Consider the following 17,033-nt stretch of genomic DNA (forward strand, 5'->3'; position numbering starts at 1 on the left):
CCAGATCGCCAGCGTTCAGCGGGTGTCGACGGCGTTCTCTGCGGCCTCCGCCCACTCCTTCCACTGGGCTGCCTGCGCGCGGGCCTTGGCCGCGTCCTCTGCCTTGCCGGCAGACTCGGCCTTGGCCGCCTGATCCTCGAAGTCCCGCACCCGGTCCCAGAACTGACCCGCGCGGGCCTTGGCCTCCGGGTCAGTACGACGCCACTCGGTATCGGCAGCGTCGGAGACCGACTTCTCCAGGGCACGGATACGACCCTCGAGCTTTCCCATCTTGTCGCGGGGTACCTTGCCGATCTCCTCCCACCGTGACTGGAGCTGACGCAATGCCGACCGCGCAGCCTCCAAGCCCGCCGATGGATTGATACGACCCTCGAACTCGGCGAGTAGTGCTTCCTTCGCCGACGCATTGACCTCAAACTCAGCGTCGCGCTCCGCGGCCGCAGCGTGTCGAGCGTCGAAGAATTTATCCTGTGCGGCCTTGAACCGCTTCCAGAGGGCGTCGTCAGCCTCGCGAGGAGCACGCCCGGCGGCTTTCCACTCGTCCATCAACCGACGGAACGCGGTGGCGGTGTCGTTCCACTCAGTCGACATGGAAATCGTCTCCGCGCGCTCAACAAGGTCCTCCTTGACTCGCTTCACCGACGCACGAGTGCGGTCGAGTTCTGCGAAATGTGATCCGCGGCGTCGGTTGAACGCCTCGCGCGCCTTGAAGAAGCGCTTCCACAACGCGTCGTCCGTCTTCCGGTCGATGCCCCGGATCGTTTTCCACTCGTCGAGGATCTCCCGCAACCGGTCGCCGGCGGCTTTCCACTGCGTTGAGGACTCGCCGATAGCCTCCGCCTCTGTGGCCAGGGCCTCCTTACGCGAAATCGCTGCGGCGCGCTGCTCGTCCTTGTGCTGCTTTGCCCGTGTCTCGACTTCCCCGGAACGTTCGATCACACCGGCAACACGAGAGGCGAGGGAGTCCAGGTCGCCGACGACGGCGGCGGTCGGAATCTGCTCAGCCAGGGACTCTGCCGAGGTCCGGGTCTTACGGGCGTCCTGGGGGTGTGAGTCGAGGCGGGCCTCCAGCAGTGCCACCTCAGCGGCGAGATCATCGAACCTCAACCCGAAGTGCGCGAGCCCCTCCTCCGGCGCCCCAGCCTGCCAGGAGCCCACCTCACGCTCACCGTCCGCTGTACGGACGAAGACCGTGCCCGACTCGTCGACGCGGCCCCACTCAGACGGATCCGATGCGCGTGCCATCCGTGGCTCGGCCATTGGTGCTGTACGGGGAGCCACCTTGCGGGCCAGTGCGGCCGGTGAGGGCGGGCCGGGCCTGGGGCCGGGGGTTGGTGACGCCCCACCTGTGGCCGGGCCGTTGTGGTCGGTGGGTGACTGCTCGGTCATCTCGTCCTCGTTTCATTCTGCCGCGTGACACGGCACCGTCGCCGGGTTCGCACCGGTCGTCGCCTCGCCGCCCCTCGACTCGGGACGGCATCCCCCTAGTGTGTACCAACCTCCGCCCGGGTGTCCGCTGTATGCCCCGCGAGTCACGGTCGGCGGGGTCGGAGCCGGTTAGTAAGGTTTCGTGGTGTGAGCATCTCAGTCATTCTGGTCCCCGGCGCCCCAGTCATGGTGCCGGAGTTGTCCGGATTCGCCGCGGAGGATTCCGCGCGCCAGATCGACCAGATTGTGGATACGCTCCGGCGGACCGCGGTGGCAGCGACCGGGGTACGGGTCTACGGGACGGATCCCGGTGGTCGGACGGTCGTTGACGTGCGTTCGACGTTGGCCCGGTGGGGAGCCGACGTCCCCGTGGGGCGGCCCGGTTCTCGGCTGGCGGATCACGACCGGGTACCCGACGCCGCATTGATCGCCTGGTGGCTGCTCGACCGCGCGGGCATCGCCCTACCGAGGGCGTTCACGGGCGTGACAAGCGAATCGCCGCACACCCTAAAGGCATCGGAGGGCGAACTCGTCGTCATCGTGGCGGATGGCGCCGCGTCACTCACTCCCCGCGCTCCCGTGCCGGAGGATCCTCGCGGCGTCGATCTCGACGCCCGGCTGACCGGATGGCTGCGGACCGGAGGCAAGCTCCCCGACCCGGGCCGGGAGGTTGCTGATGAGGTTGGTTGGTGGAGCCGTCCCGCCTGGTTGCTGCTGGCGGAAACCACCGACGGTCGTCAACCGAACGCGGCGGACTCGTGGGCACCATTCGGAGTCGGCTACCACCACGCGGTCTGGGACGACGTTCCGCACCCTGCGGAGTACCGGTCCGGAGCGGCGGGATGAGCGCTCCCGTCCCTATCGCGGTCGTGGGCCCGACAGGGACCGGCAAGTCGGAGCTGGCGCTGGACCTGGCCCAGAGGCTCGGCGGCGAGGTGGTCAATTGCGACGCGATGCAGCAGTACCGCGGCATGGATATCGGGACCGCCAAACTCCACCCGTCCGAGCGTCGGGGGATCCCACATCACATGTTCGATGTTCTCGACGTGACAGAGACGGCCAGCGTCGCTGACTTCCGGCGGGAAGCGGAAATCGAGATCGCAGCGATCCGTGACCGCGGAAACGTCCCGATCGTATGCGGCGGTTCGATGATGTACATCCAGGCGCTCGTCGACGGCTGGACGATCCCAGACACCGACCCCGATGTTCGCGCGCGCTACGAGAACCGATTGGCGGAGATCGGCGTGGAGGCACTTCACACCGAGCTCGCGAAGGTGGATCCGGAGGCCGCTCGGACCATCCTGCCGACGGACCCCCGCCGCACCGTGCGGGCGTTGGAGGTCGGTGAGCTGACCGGCAAGCCGTTCTCCGCGTCCCGCCCGACAATCGGTGAACCCCGGTGGGGGACCCGGATCATCGGTCTGCGATGTGCACAGCCGGAACTCGACGAACGTTTGGCTATCCGGACCGCGCGCATGTTTACCGACGGATTGGTTGACGAGGTCCGGACCCTGATCGGCGCGGGCCTACTCGAGGGGGTCACAGCCCGCCGCGCCATCGGTTACGCGCAGGTACTCGACGAGATGGACGACGGACAGCGGATCAACCTCGACGGCCTCGCTCGCGCAGAGGAGCGCACGGTGATCGGTACCCGCCGCTATGTGCGTCGTCAACGGTCCTGGTTCGGCCGCGATCACCGCATTCACTGGGTGGACACCGACACGATCGGTATCGCCGACGACGCTGTCCCCCCATTGCAATCCGCCCTGGAGTTTCTCGGGAAGGAATCCCTATGACTAGTCCGAACCCGGGGCGAGGAAGGGTTCAGTCGGTAGACCGCGCGTTCGCTCTGCTCGACGCGTTGAGTCAGCGGGGCGGACGAGCGTCACTCGGCGAACTGGCCGCCGATACCGGGCTGGCCGCCGCCACCGTGCACCGGCTCTGTGCGACCCTCGCCGAATCCGGACATCTCCGCCGCGACGCCCGTCGCGACTACCTCCTGGGGCCTCGCCTCCAACGGATCGGAGACGCGGCACAACGAGCCACAGCCTCGTGGGCCGAGCCCGTGCTGGCCGCAGTGGTCGCGGGCACCGGCGAGACCGCAAACATGGCCGTCCGCGAGGGTGACGGCGTGGTGTACCTAGCCCAGGTCCCGTCGCCGCACTCGATGCGGATGTTCACTGAGGTGGGTCGTCGTGTGGATGTCCACTGCACCGCCGTGGGCAAGGCCTTGGTGGCCGGAGACGACGACGACGAGATCCTCGCGATGCTGCGGCGCACCGGCATGCGTCGCTATACGGAATCGACCGTCACCGAACCGTCCGAGTTACTGGATGAGATCCGCGGGGTGCGTCGTTGCGGCTTCGCTACGGATGAGTCCGAGCAGGAAGAGGGTGTTCGCTGTGTGGCCATCGCCGTGGGGGTCGGTGAGGCGGCGTTCGCGATCTCCGCGTCGGGTCCCGAGGCCAGGTTCACCAAGGATCGGCGGGACGCCGCAGTTGACATCCTTCGCAGTGCGGTGGCAGCACTGCAGTCCTGAATTCGGCACGAGACCCGCCATCCGCGAACTCGGGTGGCGGGTCTCGCGCGTTGCTTGCCGGTGACTGCTACAGGCCGTTGGCGGCCTTGAACTCCCGACGACGACGGTGCAGGATCGGCTCGGTGTAACCGGACGGTTGGCTGGTGCCCTCGAGGATCAGCTCGCGGGCGGCCTGCCATGCGATTGACTTCTCGACGTCCGGCGCCATGTTGCGGTACGCGTCATCCCCGGCATTCTGCGTATCCACCACCTCAGCCATCCGACGCAGCGAGTCCTCAACGAACTCAGCGTTGACGATGTCGTGACGGATCCAGTTGGCCAGCAATTGCGAGGAGATCCGTAGGGTGGCCCGGTCCTCCATCAGGTTCACATCGTGGATATCCGGCACCTTGGAGACGCCGACTCCCTGTTCTACCCATCGGACAACGTAACCGAGGATCGTCTGGCAGGAGTTGTCGACCTCCTCCTTCTTCTCCGCGTCCGACCAGTCCGTAGAGGGTGCGAGCGGAACGGTGAGGATGTCGTCCACTGACGCACGCGGGCCGCCGGCGAGCAATTCTTCCTGACGGGCCATCACGTTGACGCGGTGGTAATGCGTCGCGTGCAGGGTCGCGCCGGTCGGGGAGGGCACCCATGCGGTGTTGGCCCCCGCCTTCGGCTGACCGATCTTCTCGGCGAGCATCTCGGCCATGAGGTCGGTCTTGGCCCACATCCCCTTGCCGATCTGGGCGCGACCACGTAGACCACAGGCCAGACCGGTGTCGACGTTGAAGTCCTCGTAAGCGTTCATCCAGCGGGCGCCCTTCATCTCGCCCTTGCGGATCATCGGCCCGGCCTCCATGGAGGTGTGGATCTCATCGCCGGTGCGGTCGAGGAAGCCGGTATTGATGAACACGACGCGCTCGGTCGCCTCGGCGATGCACGCAGCGAGGTTGACCGAGGTGCGACGCTCCTCGTCCATGATGCCGACCTTGAGCGTGTTGGCGGGAAGACCGAGAACCTTTTCGACTCGACCGAACAGCTCAGAGGTGAATGCGACCTCGGCGGGGCCGTGCTGCTTGGGCTTCACGATGTAGATGGACCTCGTGCGGCTGTTACCGCGCTGGTTTTCCGTGGCGATCCCGTGCATGCCGCCGAGAGAGGTCACGAGCGCGTCCAGGATGCCCTCCGGCATCTCGTTACCCTCCGCGTCGAGCACGGCCGGGTTGGTCATCAGGTGGCCGACGTTGCGCACGAACAGCATGGAACGGCCGTGGAGGCGCATCTCGCCCGACCCGTCAGGAGCGAGATAGACACGGTCGTCGTTGAGGACGCGGGTGAAGGTCTTTCCACCCTTGGAGATCTCCTCCGCGAGGTCACCCTTCATCAGTCCCAGCCAGTTGCCGTACCCGAGGGTTTTGTCCTCGGCATCCACGGCTGCGACAGAGTCCTCGAAGTCCATGATCGTGGTGACAGCGGACTCGAGCACCAAATCCTTCACCCCGGCTGCGTCGGTGGACCCGATCGGGGAATCTGCATCGATCTGGATATCGATATGGAGCCCGTTATTGCGCAGCAGCACCGAGGAAGGCGAGGACTGGTCACCGAGGAAGCCGACGAACTGATCGGCGGAAGCGAGCGCGGTGGTGGAACCGTCTGCGAGCGTGACCTGCAGGCCTCCGTCGACCACGGCGTAACCCGTGCTGCCCACGTGACTTCCCGAGGCCAGCGGGGCTGCGTCGTCCAGGAATTCACGCGCCCAGGCGATAACCCGGTCGCCGCGCACCTTGTTATAGGAGGAGCCCGGCTCTGCTCCGTCCGTCTCCGGGATGGCGTCCGTGCCGTAGAGCGCGTCGTACAGCGAGCCCCAGCGCGCGTTACCGGCGTTGATCGCAAAACGGGCATTCATGATGGGCACGACCAGCTGAGGGCCAGCCACGGTAGCGATCTCATCGTCTACGTTTTCGGTGTTCACGGCGACGGAGCCCGGCTCGGGAACGAGGTACCCGATCTCCTCTAGGAACGCCTTGTATGCGGCCGGGTCGATCGGCGCGGGGTTCTCATGGTGCCAGGTGTCGATCCTGGTCTGCAGCTCGTCACGCTTATCCAGGAGCTCGCGGTTACGGGGAGCGAGGTCCGTGAAGATCTCGGACGCACCAGCCCAGAACGCGTCGGGGTCGATGCCCGTGCCCGGGATCGCCTGGTCGTTGACGAAGTCGTACAGGACCTTGTCCACCTGGATACCGCCGACGGTGATGCGTTCGGACATCGATGCTCTCCTTGAGTAGGGGATCGTTCTTGTGCACGACTCTAGTGGGCACCTGGTTTGGGTTCATCCGACTTTTCCGCAGGGTGGAACTAAGGAGTCCGGAGGTACGATCACCCCCATGGATTCAGCGCGCCCGGCGAGCGCCCGCGACGGCATCTCCTTCCTCAAGGGGCATGGCACCCTTAATGACTTCGTGATCATTCCGGACGATTCCGTGGAGATCGATCTCGATCCCGAGCTGGTCAGGGCGCTGTGTGCTCGCCGTGGCGGTATCGGTGCGGACGGGGTGATCCGTATTGCCAAATCGGGAGCACTACTCGACCGCGGCGTTCTCGACACGCTGCCCAACGGCGTCGACCCGGCGGACTGGTTCATGGACTATCGCAACGCAGACGGGTCGATAGCGGAGATGTGCGGAAACGGTGTCCGAGTTTTTGCGCACGCGTTGGTTGCCACAGGTCGAGCCGAAGTGGGTGCGATTCGCGTCGGCACGCGCTCGGGTGCGCGAACTGCGGAGATTCTCTCCCGCAGCGGGCACGACGCGGTGGTCCGTGTCGATATGGGGTCGCCGAAATTGCTCGGTGTCTCCGCCGCCGAGTTAGGGGGACGCTCGTTCGCGGGACTCGCCATCGACATGGGCAACCCCCACCTGGCGTGCATCGTCCCCGGCCTCGACGTGACCGGGCTCGACTCCCTGCCAGTTGACGAAGCCCCGGTCTTCGATACTGCGTTCTTTCCCAATGGTGTGAACGTCGAGATAGCCACCCCGATCTCCGACGGTGTCGTCCGGATGCGGGTCCACGAACGCGGTTCCGGCGAGACGATGTCCTGTGGCACCGGAATTGTGGCCACCGCGGTCGCCGCACTCGCCGATTCGGGTCGACGCACCGGTGATGTCGTGGTCAAGGTACGCGGGGGAGAAGTCACCGTAAGTCTCGGCGAGAACGGTTCAACACTCACGGGACCGTCGGCACTAGTCGCGCGAGGAACACTCGGCGGGACGTGACAAGCGCCTTCGGCGCACTGCACGCCCTCGCGGACTGTGAGATGATGATGAGGAATGACTACTGATGACACCGCGCCTGACCGGCGCACACGCGACCTCAACCCTTCTATCGGCGAGCTGCAGCTAGAGGAACGTTCCTCCTTGCGACGAGTCGCCGGGTTGTCCACCGAACTCGAGGATGTCCACGACGCCGAGTACCGGCAGCTCCGATTGGAGCGAGTCGTACTCGTGGGTGTCTGGACCGAGGGCAACGCAGCTCAGGCCGACGCAGCGATGTCAGAGCTCGCGCAGTTGGCGGAGACCGCCGGCTCGGAGGTCTGTGACGCACTCATCCAACGACGCGACAAACCTGACGCCTCGACCTACATCGGTTCGGGCAAAGTGGCCGTGCTGAAGGAGGTCATCTCAGCGACTGGCGCGGACACCGTTATCTGCGACGGTGAGCTCACCGGCGGTCAACTTCTCGCTTTGGAGAAGGCGGTCAACGTCAAGGTGATCGACCGCACGGCGCTGATCCTCGACATCTTCGCTCAGCACGCCACGAGCCGCGAGGGCAAGGCCCAGGTCTCTCTGGCGCAGATGGAATACATGATGCCGCGGCTCCGCGGATGGGGTGAATCAATGTCCCGTCAAGCGGGCGGGCGGGCCGGGGCCAACGGCGGCGTGGGGCTGCGTGGACCGGGTGAGACCAAAATCGAAACCGATCGGCGCCGGATTCGTGAGCGAATGGCACGGTTGCGGCGCGAGATCAAGGGGATGAAGCAGGCGCGCGACACCAAACGGCACCGCAGGCGCGCGACGCCGGTGCCCTCGATCGCCATCGCGGGGTACACGAACGCCGGGAAGTCGAGCCTGCTCAACCGGATCACCGGTGCGGGGGTTCTCGTTCAGGACGCACTGTTCGCAACGCTCGACCCCACTACTCGCCGGGCGGAACTCCCTGACGGGCGTGCAGTGGTCTTCACTGACACTGTCGGATTCGTCCGCCACCTTCCGACTCAGCTAGTCGAGGCATTTCGATCAACTCTCGAGGAAGTTGTGGACTCGGAGTTGCTGCTCCACGTTGTGGATGGTTCCGATATGTTCCCGCTGCGCCAGATCGAGGCTGTCCGGAAAGTCATCAACGAGGTCGTTGAGGAGCAAAACGCGGAACGACCCCGTGAACTAGTCGTCATCAACAAAATAGACGCAGCTGACCCACTCGTGCTGACAGAGCTGCATCATGCTCTACCCGACGCCGAGTTCGTTTCGGCCGTCACCGGAGAAGGCATTGAGCAGCTACTCCAACGGATTATGGAGATCGTGGCGTCGGGGGACACGCTCGTGACGCTGGATATCCCGTATACCCGTGGAGACGTGGTCTCGCGCGTTCACGCGGAGGGCGCAGTGCTGGACGAGATGCACACGCAGGATGGCACTCGAATCGTGGTGAGAATACCGGCCTCCGTCGCCGGAGAACTTGAGGACTTCCGCTCGGACGGCACACGAGACGGCGCCGCCTGACCTTCTCAGGTCAGACGGCGGCGTTACGGTCTATGAGCGTCAAAGCTTACGAAAGACAGTGACGACCTTGCCCAGGATGGTCGCGTGCTCGCCCGGGATGGGGCTGAACGACGGATTGTGGGGGAGGAGCCAGACCCCGGTTGAATCCCTACGGAACGTCTTGACTGTTGCCTCACCGTCGATCATGGCAGCGACGATCTGACCGTTCTCCGCAACGTTTTGGCGACGTACGACGACGTAGTCACCGTCGCAGATTGCTGCGTCGATCATCGACTCACCAACGACTTTGAGCATAAACAGGTCCCCCGACCCCACGAGATCCGCGGGAAGTGGGAAGACCTCATCGACAGCCTGCTCCGCCAGGATGGGACCGCCGGCGGCGATGCGGCCGAGAACGGGGACGTACACGGGCTCCGCGGCTCCGCTGGGGCGTTGTGGCTCGGGAGCGGCGGCACGACGTCCCCTGGATTTCTGGCCGGGTACACCGTGGACGTCAACCGCACGGGGCTTATGCGGATCACGGGTCAGGAACCCCTTCTTCTCCAGTGTCCGAAGCTGATGGGCGACCGACGAGGTGGACTGTAGGCCCACGGCGTCTCCGATTTCGCGGATGCTCGGCGGGTAGCCCCGGTCCTTGACCGTGTCGTGGATATGAAGAAGCACGCTCTTCTGGCGCGCAGTGAGTGATTCGAAGTCCGGCTTCGGCATCTGTGGTCCCTTCGGCGAATGGATGTTCGACGTACTTTTCTGTCTACACCCTAACCCCGGTCTCGGCTTTACGCCACACAGGTGTTCGAAAGTTTTGTCCGGAGAATGGTGACTCTGTCGTACCCACGTGGTACAACTCTAGGCAGATTCGAATTCGAACAGACGTACTGACGGGTACACACGGGTGTGCGAACACAGATCGCACACCGAGGCGAGCGAGGAGGCGTCATGACGATTCTGGAGATGCATTCACAGGCACGTCCGGCCACGCGGTGGATCGAGGTCTGTGCGGCCGAGCACATCACTCCGCCCCCCCGAATGAGGCGGGAGCACTGCGTGGGAGACGGCGCTAAGGTCCGACCGGCCAAGCGTTCGGCTCGGAGCGTCGACCGTTCGAACTACGGAGAGCTGGCCCGGCCTTCTGGTCGGGCGAGGATGACCGCTGCCCCTCTCGCCGCGCCCAGGCGTTCCATCGTGGCCCGTCTGTCCTATGCGGACAATGTTCGCGCTTGCAGCGTGGAGGCACCGAGCGAGTCGGGAGTTGTCGATGACGTGCCGACCTGGGTGCTGTTGGCCTGCGGAATCGCGTTCGGTGTCATCTTGCTCCTGGTGCTAGCGCTCCTCGGTGGCCCCGCCTACGCGTGACCTGGCGTCGCTACTCCTAGAATATGACGGGGACGGCGTGGTGTCGTCCCCGCACCCCTTCGGTACCGACTCGGGGAGGCGGACGGTCCGGTCGACGAAGGGCGCAGCGGCGATGTACTGCCCGACATGCCACCACGAGGACTCCCGGGTGATCGACTCACGGTCAGTCGACGAGGGCCAGGCGATTAGGCGTCGGCGGGAGTGCCCGGAGTGTGGCCACCGATTCACGACACTCGAAACACCACTGCTGACCGTTCTGAAACGAAACGGCGTCACCGAGGCGTTCAGCCGCGACAAAGTCGTCCGCGGGGTTCGTCGGGCATGTCAGGGACGATCTGTAGACGAAGATGCCCTCCGTCGTCTCGCACAGCAGGTCGAAGACGCGGTCCGCGCTGGCGGTGTCTCGGAGGTACCCGCGCATGAGATCGGGCTCGCGATCCTGGGGCCTTTGCAGGACCTGGACGAAGTGGCCTACCTACGCTTCGCGTCCGTGTATAAGCAATTCAGTTCGGCAGATGACTTCGAGCGAGAGATCATCAGTCTGCGCGAGCGCCGCGCCCTCCGGTAGCGGCCCCGGCCGGTCAGCGTGAGCGACGGGGAGCCAGTGCCGTGGTGACGGCTTTGTCGATCCGCTCAGCTGACACCGGACGGGCGGTCCCCAGCGATTGGGCAAACAACCCCACCCGATACTCCGCCAAGAGCCATCGCAGCTCCCGCACCGCGCGCGCACCCCCCGGACGCCGCCGCAACAAGACCACTGCCTCTTCGACGGATTGCTCGGATCGAGCCAGTCGTGTCGTGAGGTCATCGTGACGTACCGGGGACTTTTCAGCCATATCCAGCCTCAACCCCACTCCCCGTACGTGTCGCTCGAGGTGGGGTAGGACATCCGCGGGGTGCCGCGCGAGGAAGCCCTTGCCCACCAGGAACTCGAGCGACGGCGCTACAGCATCCGAAACATCCGGTCGGGCCTCAGAGAGTTGGCGTGCGACACGCTGCGCGACCACCAGCGCCGGAAGCGCTGACGAGATAGTCGCCGCCACAGCGCCCGGCACCGCGGAGGCGGCCGTTTCACGCAGCTCCTGATACTCGCCTACGGACAACACCGGCACACCCTTGCGGCGAGCGATGATGCGCCCGCTTGCCGCCAACGCCGCGTCAGAGACCAACGCCTCCGCGCCCCCATGCGGATATTGCGTCAGCGCGAGTCTTTGCTCCACAGAACGGCCTTTCAGTATCGAACCTGAAGAAACCAATCCCGACGAGACCATCTTGAGCACCGCGGTGGCCTGGGTCGCGCGCTGCTCATCCTCGGTGGCACACGCGATAACGTGAATCCCGTCGTCCCGTACGACAAGCGCCGGATAGACGGTGACCTCCACGCCGTCTACTGATCCGGTGATGGACGGTGGCAGGTCACCGATGGACTCGGCGGTCCACTCTGCGTAGGGGCCGTCATCGGGGACCAGGCGCGCATTGAGAGTTGAACGCACCTTGTCCATTAATTTCGTGCGTAGAGCTGCCAGGTCGGTTCCGGAGGCGACCACCTCGTCACCCTCGACGATCTCGAAACGCACCCGAAGATGCACGGGCAGCTGGTTCATGTCGAATTCCCGGGCGTCCACGGTCGTACCGATACGTCTTGACAAAGCCTTCGCCAGTGCCACCGGCAGCGGGGCGGATCGTGGTTTGAGGTCTTCTGCCAGCAACGCAGCGAATTCCGCGGGTGGCGAGCAGAGGCGCCGCAGGTACTTGGGCAGGGTTCGGAGCATCTCCGTATAGAGCTCCTCCCGCAGGCCCGGCACCAACCACTCGAAACCTGCAGACGCGACGGACGAAAGCTGCGGCAGTGGGATCCGGACGGTGATGCCGTCGGCGGCGACCCCGGGATCGAATGCGTACACCAACTCGAAACGGCGGTCGCCCTGGAGCCAGAACGGTGGGAAATCGCCTGCGTCCGGGGCGGATTCCGCGGTCCGGATGTCCTCAGGCTGCAGACGTAGTGCGTCTGGCTGCTTGTGTCCGCGCTTCTTCCACCAGGACTCGAGATGCCGCACCGAGGTGATGTTCTCGGGAAGGCGAGCCAGGTAGAACTCGACCAGAGCGTCGTCATCGATCACCAGGTCGCGGCGGCGGCTCCGCGTTTCCAACTCACGAGCACTCTGGACGGCTTTGGCGTTCTCGACGATGACGGGGACGCGCGTATTCGCTCGCTGCTCAACGATCCCGTTGCGGACGAGGAACTCCCGGGCGAGTGGTGCATCGACCTTGGACAGCAGGATTCGGCGGGCCTCCACGACGGTCAGTCCGAGCAGCAGGACCTTTTCGTAGGCCATCGCGGCGCCCTGCGCGTCGGACCAGTGAGGTTCGGAGTACTGGTAGCGGACCAGGTGCCCCCCGATCTGTTCGATCCACGCGGGGTCGATACGGGCTACGTCGCGGGCCCACAGCCGCGAAGTCTCCACCAGTTCCGAGGCCATCACCCAGGAGGGCGGTTTTTTGGCCAGGTCCGAGCCGGGGAACACCTGGAATCGAATGCCCCGCGTGCCGCGGAACTCGCGCGTATCTCCGTCGCGCGCACCCACATTGGTCAGTAGACCGGTGAGCACAGCCTTGTGCAGGTCGTCCTCCGCAGCGTGCCCCGAGGCGGGATGCCAACCCCTGTCTCGACACATCCCCTTCAGTTGGGACGTGAGGTCCTGCCATTCACGGATCCGTAGCCAGTGCAGATACTCGGCCTTGCACATCTTCCGGAACGCGCTGCCGGACAGTTCGCGGCGCTGTTCGGTGATGTACCGCCAGAGATTCAGGTATCCGAGGAAATCTGAGCTCTTGTCAGTGAACCGGCGATGCAACTGATCAGCCTTGTCGCGTTCCTCGGCGGGCCTTTCCCGGACATCTTGCACGGTCAACGCCGCCACCAGGACCAGGACGTCTCCCAGCGACCCGTTGCGATGACCCTCGACGACCATTCGGGCGAGTCGGGGATCGAGGGGGAGTGAGGCCATGTCTCGGCCCACCGTGGTCAAGCGAGGGCGCTCATCGTCGTCGACCGTCACCGCTCCCAGTTCGGTGAGCAACATCGTCCCGTCACGGACGGACTTCCGATCGGGGGGTTCAACGAACGGAAAATCGTCCACGGGCCCCAGGTCGAGGTCAGCCATCGACAGGATCACGGACGCCAGGTTGGTGCGGAGGATCTCAGGGTCCGTGAACTCGGGCCGTGAGTCGAAGTCCTCCTCCGAGTACAGGCGTATACAGATGCCGTCGGCGACGCGACCGCAGCGTCCTGCGCGCTGGGCGGCGGAGGCCTGCGACACCGGTTCTATAGGTAGGCGTTGAACCTTGGTGCGGGTGGAGTAGCGCGAGATGCGGGCCAGCCCCATGTCCACTACGTAACGGATTCCGGGGACGGTCACGGACGTCTCGGCGATGTTCGTGGACAGGACCACGCGTCGGGTGGAGTGAGCCCGGAACGCCCGATTCTGTTCAGCGGCCGTCAGTCGTGCGAACAGGGGGAAGATCTCAGTGTTCTTGAACTTGCGGCCGCGCAGAACTTCTTCCGCGTCGCGGATCTCACGCTCGCCTGACAGGAACACCAGAACGTCACCGTCGTCTTCACGGAGGAGTTCGGCCACGGCGTCGGCGAGACCATCCATAGGGTCCAGGTCTACGACACGGTCGCCGTGCTGCACCTGTAGGGGCCGGTAGCGGACCTCGACGGGAAACGTGCGCCCGGACACCTCGATGACGGGGGCGGGACGACCGTCCGGCCCGGCGAAGTGGCGGGCGAACCGTTCCGGGTCGATGGTGGCGGAAGTGATGATGATCTTCAGGTCGGGCCGGCGCGGCAGGATCTGTCGGAGGTATCCCAACAGGAAGTCGATGTTGAGACTGCGCTCGTGTGCCTCGTCGATGATGATGGTGTCGTAGGCGCGAAGTAGCCTGTCGCGTCGGATCTCGGCCAGCAGGATGCCGTCGGTCATCAGCTTGACCGCGGTGTCCGGCCCTGTGCGGTCGTCGAAACGGACGGCGGAGCCCACCACCCCGCCGATCTCGACGCCCAGTTCGTGAGCGATGCGTTCGGAGACGGACCGGGCGGCGAGGCGCCGGGGCTGGGTGTGCCCGATCATGCCGCGGACGCCGCGTCCCAGTTCGAGGCAGATCTTGGGGATCTGGGTGGTTTTTCCGGAGCCGGTCTCGCCGGCGATCACCACCACCTGGTTATCCCGGATCGCCGCGGCGATCTCGTCTTTGCGTTCGCTGACCGGAAGTTGCGGCGGGTACTCGGGGACTGGGATCAATTCGGCACGACGTTGCAGTCGCGCGGCGGCATCGTTGACCCGGGTGCCCAGGTCGCCGAGTTGGTCTGCGCGGGCGCGGCGGATGCGCGGGCGCAATCGGTGCGCATCGAGGGAGCCGACGTCGTCGAGTCGGACGAGCAGTTCGTGGCGTGCCCTGCGGAGTTCGGGGGCTGGAGAAGAGGACGACGACATGATGCCCCCAGGATATCGGCTCCCGGCGCGATGTCAGGTGACGCCGCTGTCCCGGTGGGATTGGATGCGCGCGTAGCGCTCGTGCAACTGCTCGCGGATCTCTTCAGGTTGGTAGGTACGGCGTCGACGTTCGGTGCGGGCGACGAGGATGCCGGAGGCTGCCACGCCTACCACCCCGGCCGCGCCGACCACCTTGAGCCACTGCCGTCCTCTGGGAGCCATGGAACCAAGCGTAGGCCGTGTCCGTGTTCGGACTGGCAGGATCGCGTCATGACCGTCGACACCGTTCCTCTGGCCGCCGCGGCCCACCGCACCCGCACCGGCGACCTGTGGGTGTTCCGTGGCCGTGCACCGGCCGACCGGCTCATCCAGACGTTGACCAATTCCCCCGTGAACCACGTGGGGGTAGCCGTGGTCCTGGGTGACATGCCGCCGTTGATGTGGCACGCGGAGATGGGACGGGGATTGACCGACGTATGGACCGGCAGGCGCCAACGCGGGGTCCAACTGCACGACCTCGAGGCAGCGGTGCGTCAGTGGACCGGGCCGTACGGTCAGCGGGCGTGGTTCCGGCAGATCGAGCCCGAGGTCGGCCGAGCGGAGGAGGATGCATTGCTGACCTCGATCGCCCGGCTCGACGGGGTGTCATTCCCCTCGGCGGGGCGTCTGACCGCGCGGTGGGCTCGCGGACGACTGGCATCGCGGGGCCGACGTTCGGATCTCACGACCAGCGGCCGAGGGTCCCTACCGGGACGGGATGACGACGACGAAGCACGCGGCACGGGCATCCGGGCCCGCCTCGGGCTCGGTGGGCGTAATCGCCCGGGCGCGGCACTACGCATGGAGGCAGCGTACTGCGCGGAGGTTGTCGGGCTCACGCTCGAGGAAATGGGGATCCTGCTGCCAGCCGGGGACGTGAGCTGGTACGACCCCGGCCGGTTCTGGAGCGGGGATGACCTGCCGCTGGCGCCCGGCTGGAGCTATGGCAGGGAGATCGCCGTGACGGTCAACCACCCAGGATCGCGTCACTGAGTTCTGCCTCGACCTCTTCGGGGGCCACCACCAATAGTTCGTCACCGGGTTCGAAGGGCACGTCGGGTTCGGGCACGATCACGCGGCCCCCGCGCAGGATCGCGACCAGGGCGGCGTCCCGGGGGAAGCGGACGCGGGCCACGGAGCGGCCGGCGAGCGGCGTCTGGTCCGGCAGCGTCACGCTGACCAGGTTGGCGCCACCGCGTCGGAGCGTCATCAGCCGGACCACGTCGCCCACTGACACCGCCTCCTCGACCACGGAGACGATCAGGCGGGGGGTGGACACCGCCACGTCCACGCCCCAGCGTTCATCGAAGAGCCAGTCGTTGCGGGGGTCGTTGACGCGGGCCACGACACGGCCCACGGCGAACTCGGTCTTGGCGAGCAGGCTCACCACCAGGTTGACCTTGTCGTCTCCGGTGGCGGCCACCACAACATCGGCGTCTTCGACGTGCAGTTGTTCGAGGAAGCTGAGCTCGCACGCGTCCCCGACCCGTTGCTCGGCGTCGTCTACCGGGTCGGCCACGAACACGGACGATCGCTTGTCGACCAGGGTCACGTGGTGGGAGCCTGCCAGCAACTCTCTGGCGATCGACCGTCCCACGACACCGGCGCCGGCCACGACGACCCGCATGGTCGAGGCGCGTGCGGTGGGCGCCGGGTCGGAGTTGAGGAGTCCGGTGCCGTCGGCGTAGTCCGGAACCGGATTCTCAGGCATCGTGGGGACCTCGTTCCAGTATGTCGTCGAGATCGTCCACGACAGACGAGGGGACGGCGAGGTGGAGGACGTCATCCGCCTGGACGATGGTGTCCTTGGCGGGAATCCGGCACTGGCCGAACCGCGTGAGCGCGGTGGCCCGCCCGGCGACGGAGTCGGCGAGCGCGTCGACCCGGGAACCCACCCACACCGTGGGGGTTTCCACGACTACCACGCATACAGAGCCGGTCGGTTCACGCCACACCACCGGGCTCGAGCCAGCGGCGATATAGCGGACTAATCGGCCGGTGGCCCATGGGACCGTGGCCACGGTCGGGATCCCCAGCCGTTCGTAGACCGCGGCGCGACCAGCGTCGTAGATGCGGGCGATCACGCGCTCCACACCATAGGTCTCGCGGGCCACCCGGGCGGCGATGATGTTGGAGTTGTCTCCCGAGGACACCGCAGCGAACGCGTCCGCGCCGTCGAGACCTGCGAGGTCGAGAACCTCGCGGTCGAACCCCAGACCGGCCACTGTCCGACCACTGAACCCCTCCGGGAGCCGGTCGAAGGCCGACGCATCGCGATCGATCACCACCACGTCATGCCGGGAGGCGTCCAGTTCGGTGGCAAGCGCGGCGCCGACGCGCCCGCAGCCCAAGATGACGACCCTCATCGCGAGTCCAACTCCTCACGGTCCACACCACGTGGACCCGTCCATTCACGGTACT

The 17,033-nt window shown here is 65.8% G+C and carries 15 protein-coding genes; 8 read left to right on the forward strand and 7 right to left on the reverse strand.

Translation table 11 applies throughout. The features are described 5' to 3' along the window. Positions 1-15: 15 nt before the first annotated feature. On the reverse strand, positions 16-1,389 hold the full coding sequence (locus ON04_RS10700; RefSeq protein ID WP_029458250.1) for a DUF349 domain-containing protein: 1,374 nt from the start codon (positions 1,387-1,389) through the stop codon (positions 16-18). A 186-nt stretch (positions 1,390-1,575) separates the two neighbouring features. Here ON04_RS10700 and ON04_RS10705 point away from each other — a divergent pair, with 186 nt between their 5' ends. From ON04_RS10705 to ON04_RS10715, 3 genes are read left to right on the forward strand one after another with little or no spacing between them, the layout of a single operon-like run. Then, complete coding sequence (locus ON04_RS10705) at positions 1,576-2,274, forward strand: class III extradiol ring-cleavage dioxygenase family protein (protein WP_010541615.1); 699 nt, start codon at positions 1,576-1,578, stop codon at positions 2,272-2,274. Next, positions 2,271-3,224: a tRNA (adenosine(37)-N6)-dimethylallyltransferase MiaA gene (gene miaA, locus ON04_RS10710; RefSeq protein ID WP_010541616.1), complete on the forward strand. Its 954-nt coding sequence runs from the start codon at positions 2,271-2,273 to the stop codon at positions 3,222-3,224. The genes ON04_RS10705 and miaA overlap by 4 nt, the downstream gene beginning before the upstream one ends. Continuing rightward, complete coding sequence (locus ON04_RS10715) at positions 3,221-3,967, forward strand: IclR family transcriptional regulator (protein ID WP_010541617.1); 747 nt, start codon at positions 3,221-3,223, stop codon at positions 3,965-3,967. Before miaA ends, ON04_RS10715 begins: the two co-directional genes overlap by 4 nt. 67 nt (positions 3,968-4,034) lie before the next feature. On the opposite strand, the gene ON04_RS10720 is transcribed toward ON04_RS10715, so the two are convergent. Beyond that, complete coding sequence (locus ON04_RS10720) at positions 4,035-6,215, reverse strand: malate synthase G (RefSeq protein WP_010541618.1); 2,181 nt, start codon at positions 6,213-6,215, stop codon at positions 4,035-4,037. 118 nt (positions 6,216-6,333) lie between these two features. Between ON04_RS10720 and dapF the strand changes: the two genes are divergently transcribed. Continuing rightward, positions 6,334-7,221 (forward strand): diaminopimelate epimerase, encoded by an 888-nt coding sequence (gene dapF, locus ON04_RS10725; RefSeq protein WP_010541619.1) that lies wholly within the window; start codon positions 6,334-6,336, stop codon positions 7,219-7,221. 54 nt (positions 7,222-7,275) lie between these two features. Beyond that, positions 7,276-8,724, forward strand: a complete 1,449-nt coding sequence (gene hflX / locus ON04_RS10730; RefSeq protein ID WP_010541620.1) for a GTPase HflX — start codon at positions 7,276-7,278, stop codon at positions 8,722-8,724. Positions 8,725-8,763: 39 nt separating this feature from the next. On the opposite strand, the gene lexA is transcribed toward hflX, so the two are convergent. Continuing rightward, positions 8,764-9,432 carry a transcriptional repressor LexA gene (lexA, locus tag ON04_RS10735; RefSeq protein ID WP_010541621.1) on the reverse strand — a complete coding sequence of 223 codons (669 nt, stop codon included), beginning with the start codon at positions 9,430-9,432 and terminating at the stop codon, positions 8,764-8,766. A 228-nt stretch (positions 9,433-9,660) separates the two neighbouring features. Between lexA and ON04_RS10740 the strand changes: the two genes are divergently transcribed. Then, on the forward strand, positions 9,661-10,077 hold the full coding sequence (locus ON04_RS10740; RefSeq protein WP_010541622.1) for a hypothetical protein: 417 nt from the start codon (positions 9,661-9,663) through the stop codon (positions 10,075-10,077). Between the two features lie 112 nt (positions 10,078-10,189). Beyond that, positions 10,190-10,645 (forward strand): transcriptional regulator NrdR, encoded by a 456-nt coding sequence (gene nrdR, locus ON04_RS10745; protein ID WP_010541623.1) that lies wholly within the window; start codon positions 10,190-10,192, stop codon positions 10,643-10,645. A gap of 13 nt (positions 10,646-10,658) precedes the next feature. Here nrdR and hrpA read toward each other — a convergent pair whose 3' ends face one another. Beyond that, complete coding sequence (hrpA, locus tag ON04_RS10750) at positions 10,659-14,573, reverse strand: ATP-dependent RNA helicase HrpA (RefSeq protein ID WP_010541624.1); 3,915 nt, start codon at positions 14,571-14,573, stop codon at positions 10,659-10,661. A 33-nt stretch (positions 14,574-14,606) separates the two neighbouring features. Then, positions 14,607-14,795 (reverse strand): hypothetical protein, encoded by a 189-nt coding sequence (locus ON04_RS10755; protein ID WP_033444223.1) that lies wholly within the window; start codon positions 14,793-14,795, stop codon positions 14,607-14,609. Positions 14,796-14,843: 48 nt separating this feature from the next. On the opposite strand from ON04_RS10755, the gene ON04_RS10760 reads away from it, so the two are divergent. Further along, positions 14,844-15,605, forward strand: coding sequence for a hypothetical protein (locus tag ON04_RS10760; protein WP_010541626.1), 762 nt, complete (start codon positions 14,844-14,846; stop codon positions 15,603-15,605). On the opposite strand, the gene ON04_RS10765 is transcribed toward ON04_RS10760, so the two are convergent. After that, positions 15,580-16,239, reverse strand: a complete 660-nt coding sequence (locus ON04_RS10765) for a potassium channel family protein (RefSeq protein ID WP_010541627.1) — start codon at positions 16,237-16,239, stop codon at positions 15,580-15,582. The genes ON04_RS10760 and ON04_RS10765 overlap by 26 nt on opposite strands. Positions 16,240-16,315: 76 nt before the next feature. Beyond that, a complete protein-coding gene (locus ON04_RS10770) occupies positions 16,316-16,978 on the reverse strand; it encodes a potassium channel family protein (RefSeq protein ID WP_010541628.1) in 663 nt (220 codons plus the stop codon). Positions 16,979-17,033: the final 55 nt, after the last annotated feature.

Origin of the sequence: Dietzia alimentaria 72, from assembly GCF_000226215.1 — a bacterium.
Classification (GTDB): Bacteria; Actinomycetota; Actinomycetes; order Mycobacteriales; family Mycobacteriaceae; genus Dietzia; species Dietzia alimentaria.

Coding starts and splice junctions, on each gene's coding strand:
- ON04_RS10740 (WP_010541622.1), top strand. CDS start 9,661: ATGACGATTCTGGAGATGCATTCACAGGCACGTCCGGCCACGCGGTGG.
- nrdR (WP_010541623.1), top strand. CDS start 10,190: ATGTACTGCCCGACATGCCACCACGAGGACTCCCGGGTGATCGACTCA.
- ON04_RS10715 (WP_010541617.1), top strand. CDS start 3,221: ATGACTAGTCCGAACCCGGGGCGAGGAAGGGTTCAGTCGGTAGACCGC.
- ON04_RS10765 (WP_010541627.1), bottom strand. CDS start 16,239: ATGCGGGTCGTCGTGGCCGGCGCCGGTGTCGTGGGACGGTCGATCGCC.
- ON04_RS10700 (WP_029458250.1), bottom strand. CDS start 1,389: ATGACCGAGCAGTCACCCACCGACCACAACGGCCCGGCCACAGGTGGG.
- dapF (WP_010541619.1), top strand. CDS start 6,334: ATGGATTCAGCGCGCCCGGCGAGCGCCCGCGACGGCATCTCCTTCCTC.
- lexA (WP_010541621.1), bottom strand. CDS start 9,432: ATGCCGAAGCCGGACTTCGAATCACTCACTGCGCGCCAGAAGAGCGTG.
- ON04_RS10755 (WP_033444223.1), bottom strand. CDS start 14,795: ATGGCTCCCAGAGGACGGCAGTGGCTCAAGGTGGTCGGCGCGGCCGGG.
- hflX (WP_010541620.1), top strand. CDS start 7,276: ATGACTACTGATGACACCGCGCCTGACCGGCGCACACGCGACCTCAAC.
- miaA (WP_010541616.1), top strand. CDS start 2,271: ATGAGCGCTCCCGTCCCTATCGCGGTCGTGGGCCCGACAGGGACCGGC.
- ON04_RS10760 (WP_010541626.1), top strand. CDS start 14,844: ATGACCGTCGACACCGTTCCTCTGGCCGCCGCGGCCCACCGCACCCGC.
- ON04_RS10770 (WP_010541628.1), bottom strand. CDS start 16,978: ATGAGGGTCGTCATCTTGGGCTGCGGGCGCGTCGGCGCCGCGCTTGCC.
- ON04_RS10720 (WP_010541618.1), bottom strand. CDS start 6,215: ATGTCCGAACGCATCACCGTCGGCGGTATCCAGGTGGACAAGGTCCTG.
- hrpA (WP_010541624.1), bottom strand. CDS start 14,573: ATGTCGTCGTCCTCTTCTCCAGCCCCCGAACTCCGCAGGGCACGCCAC.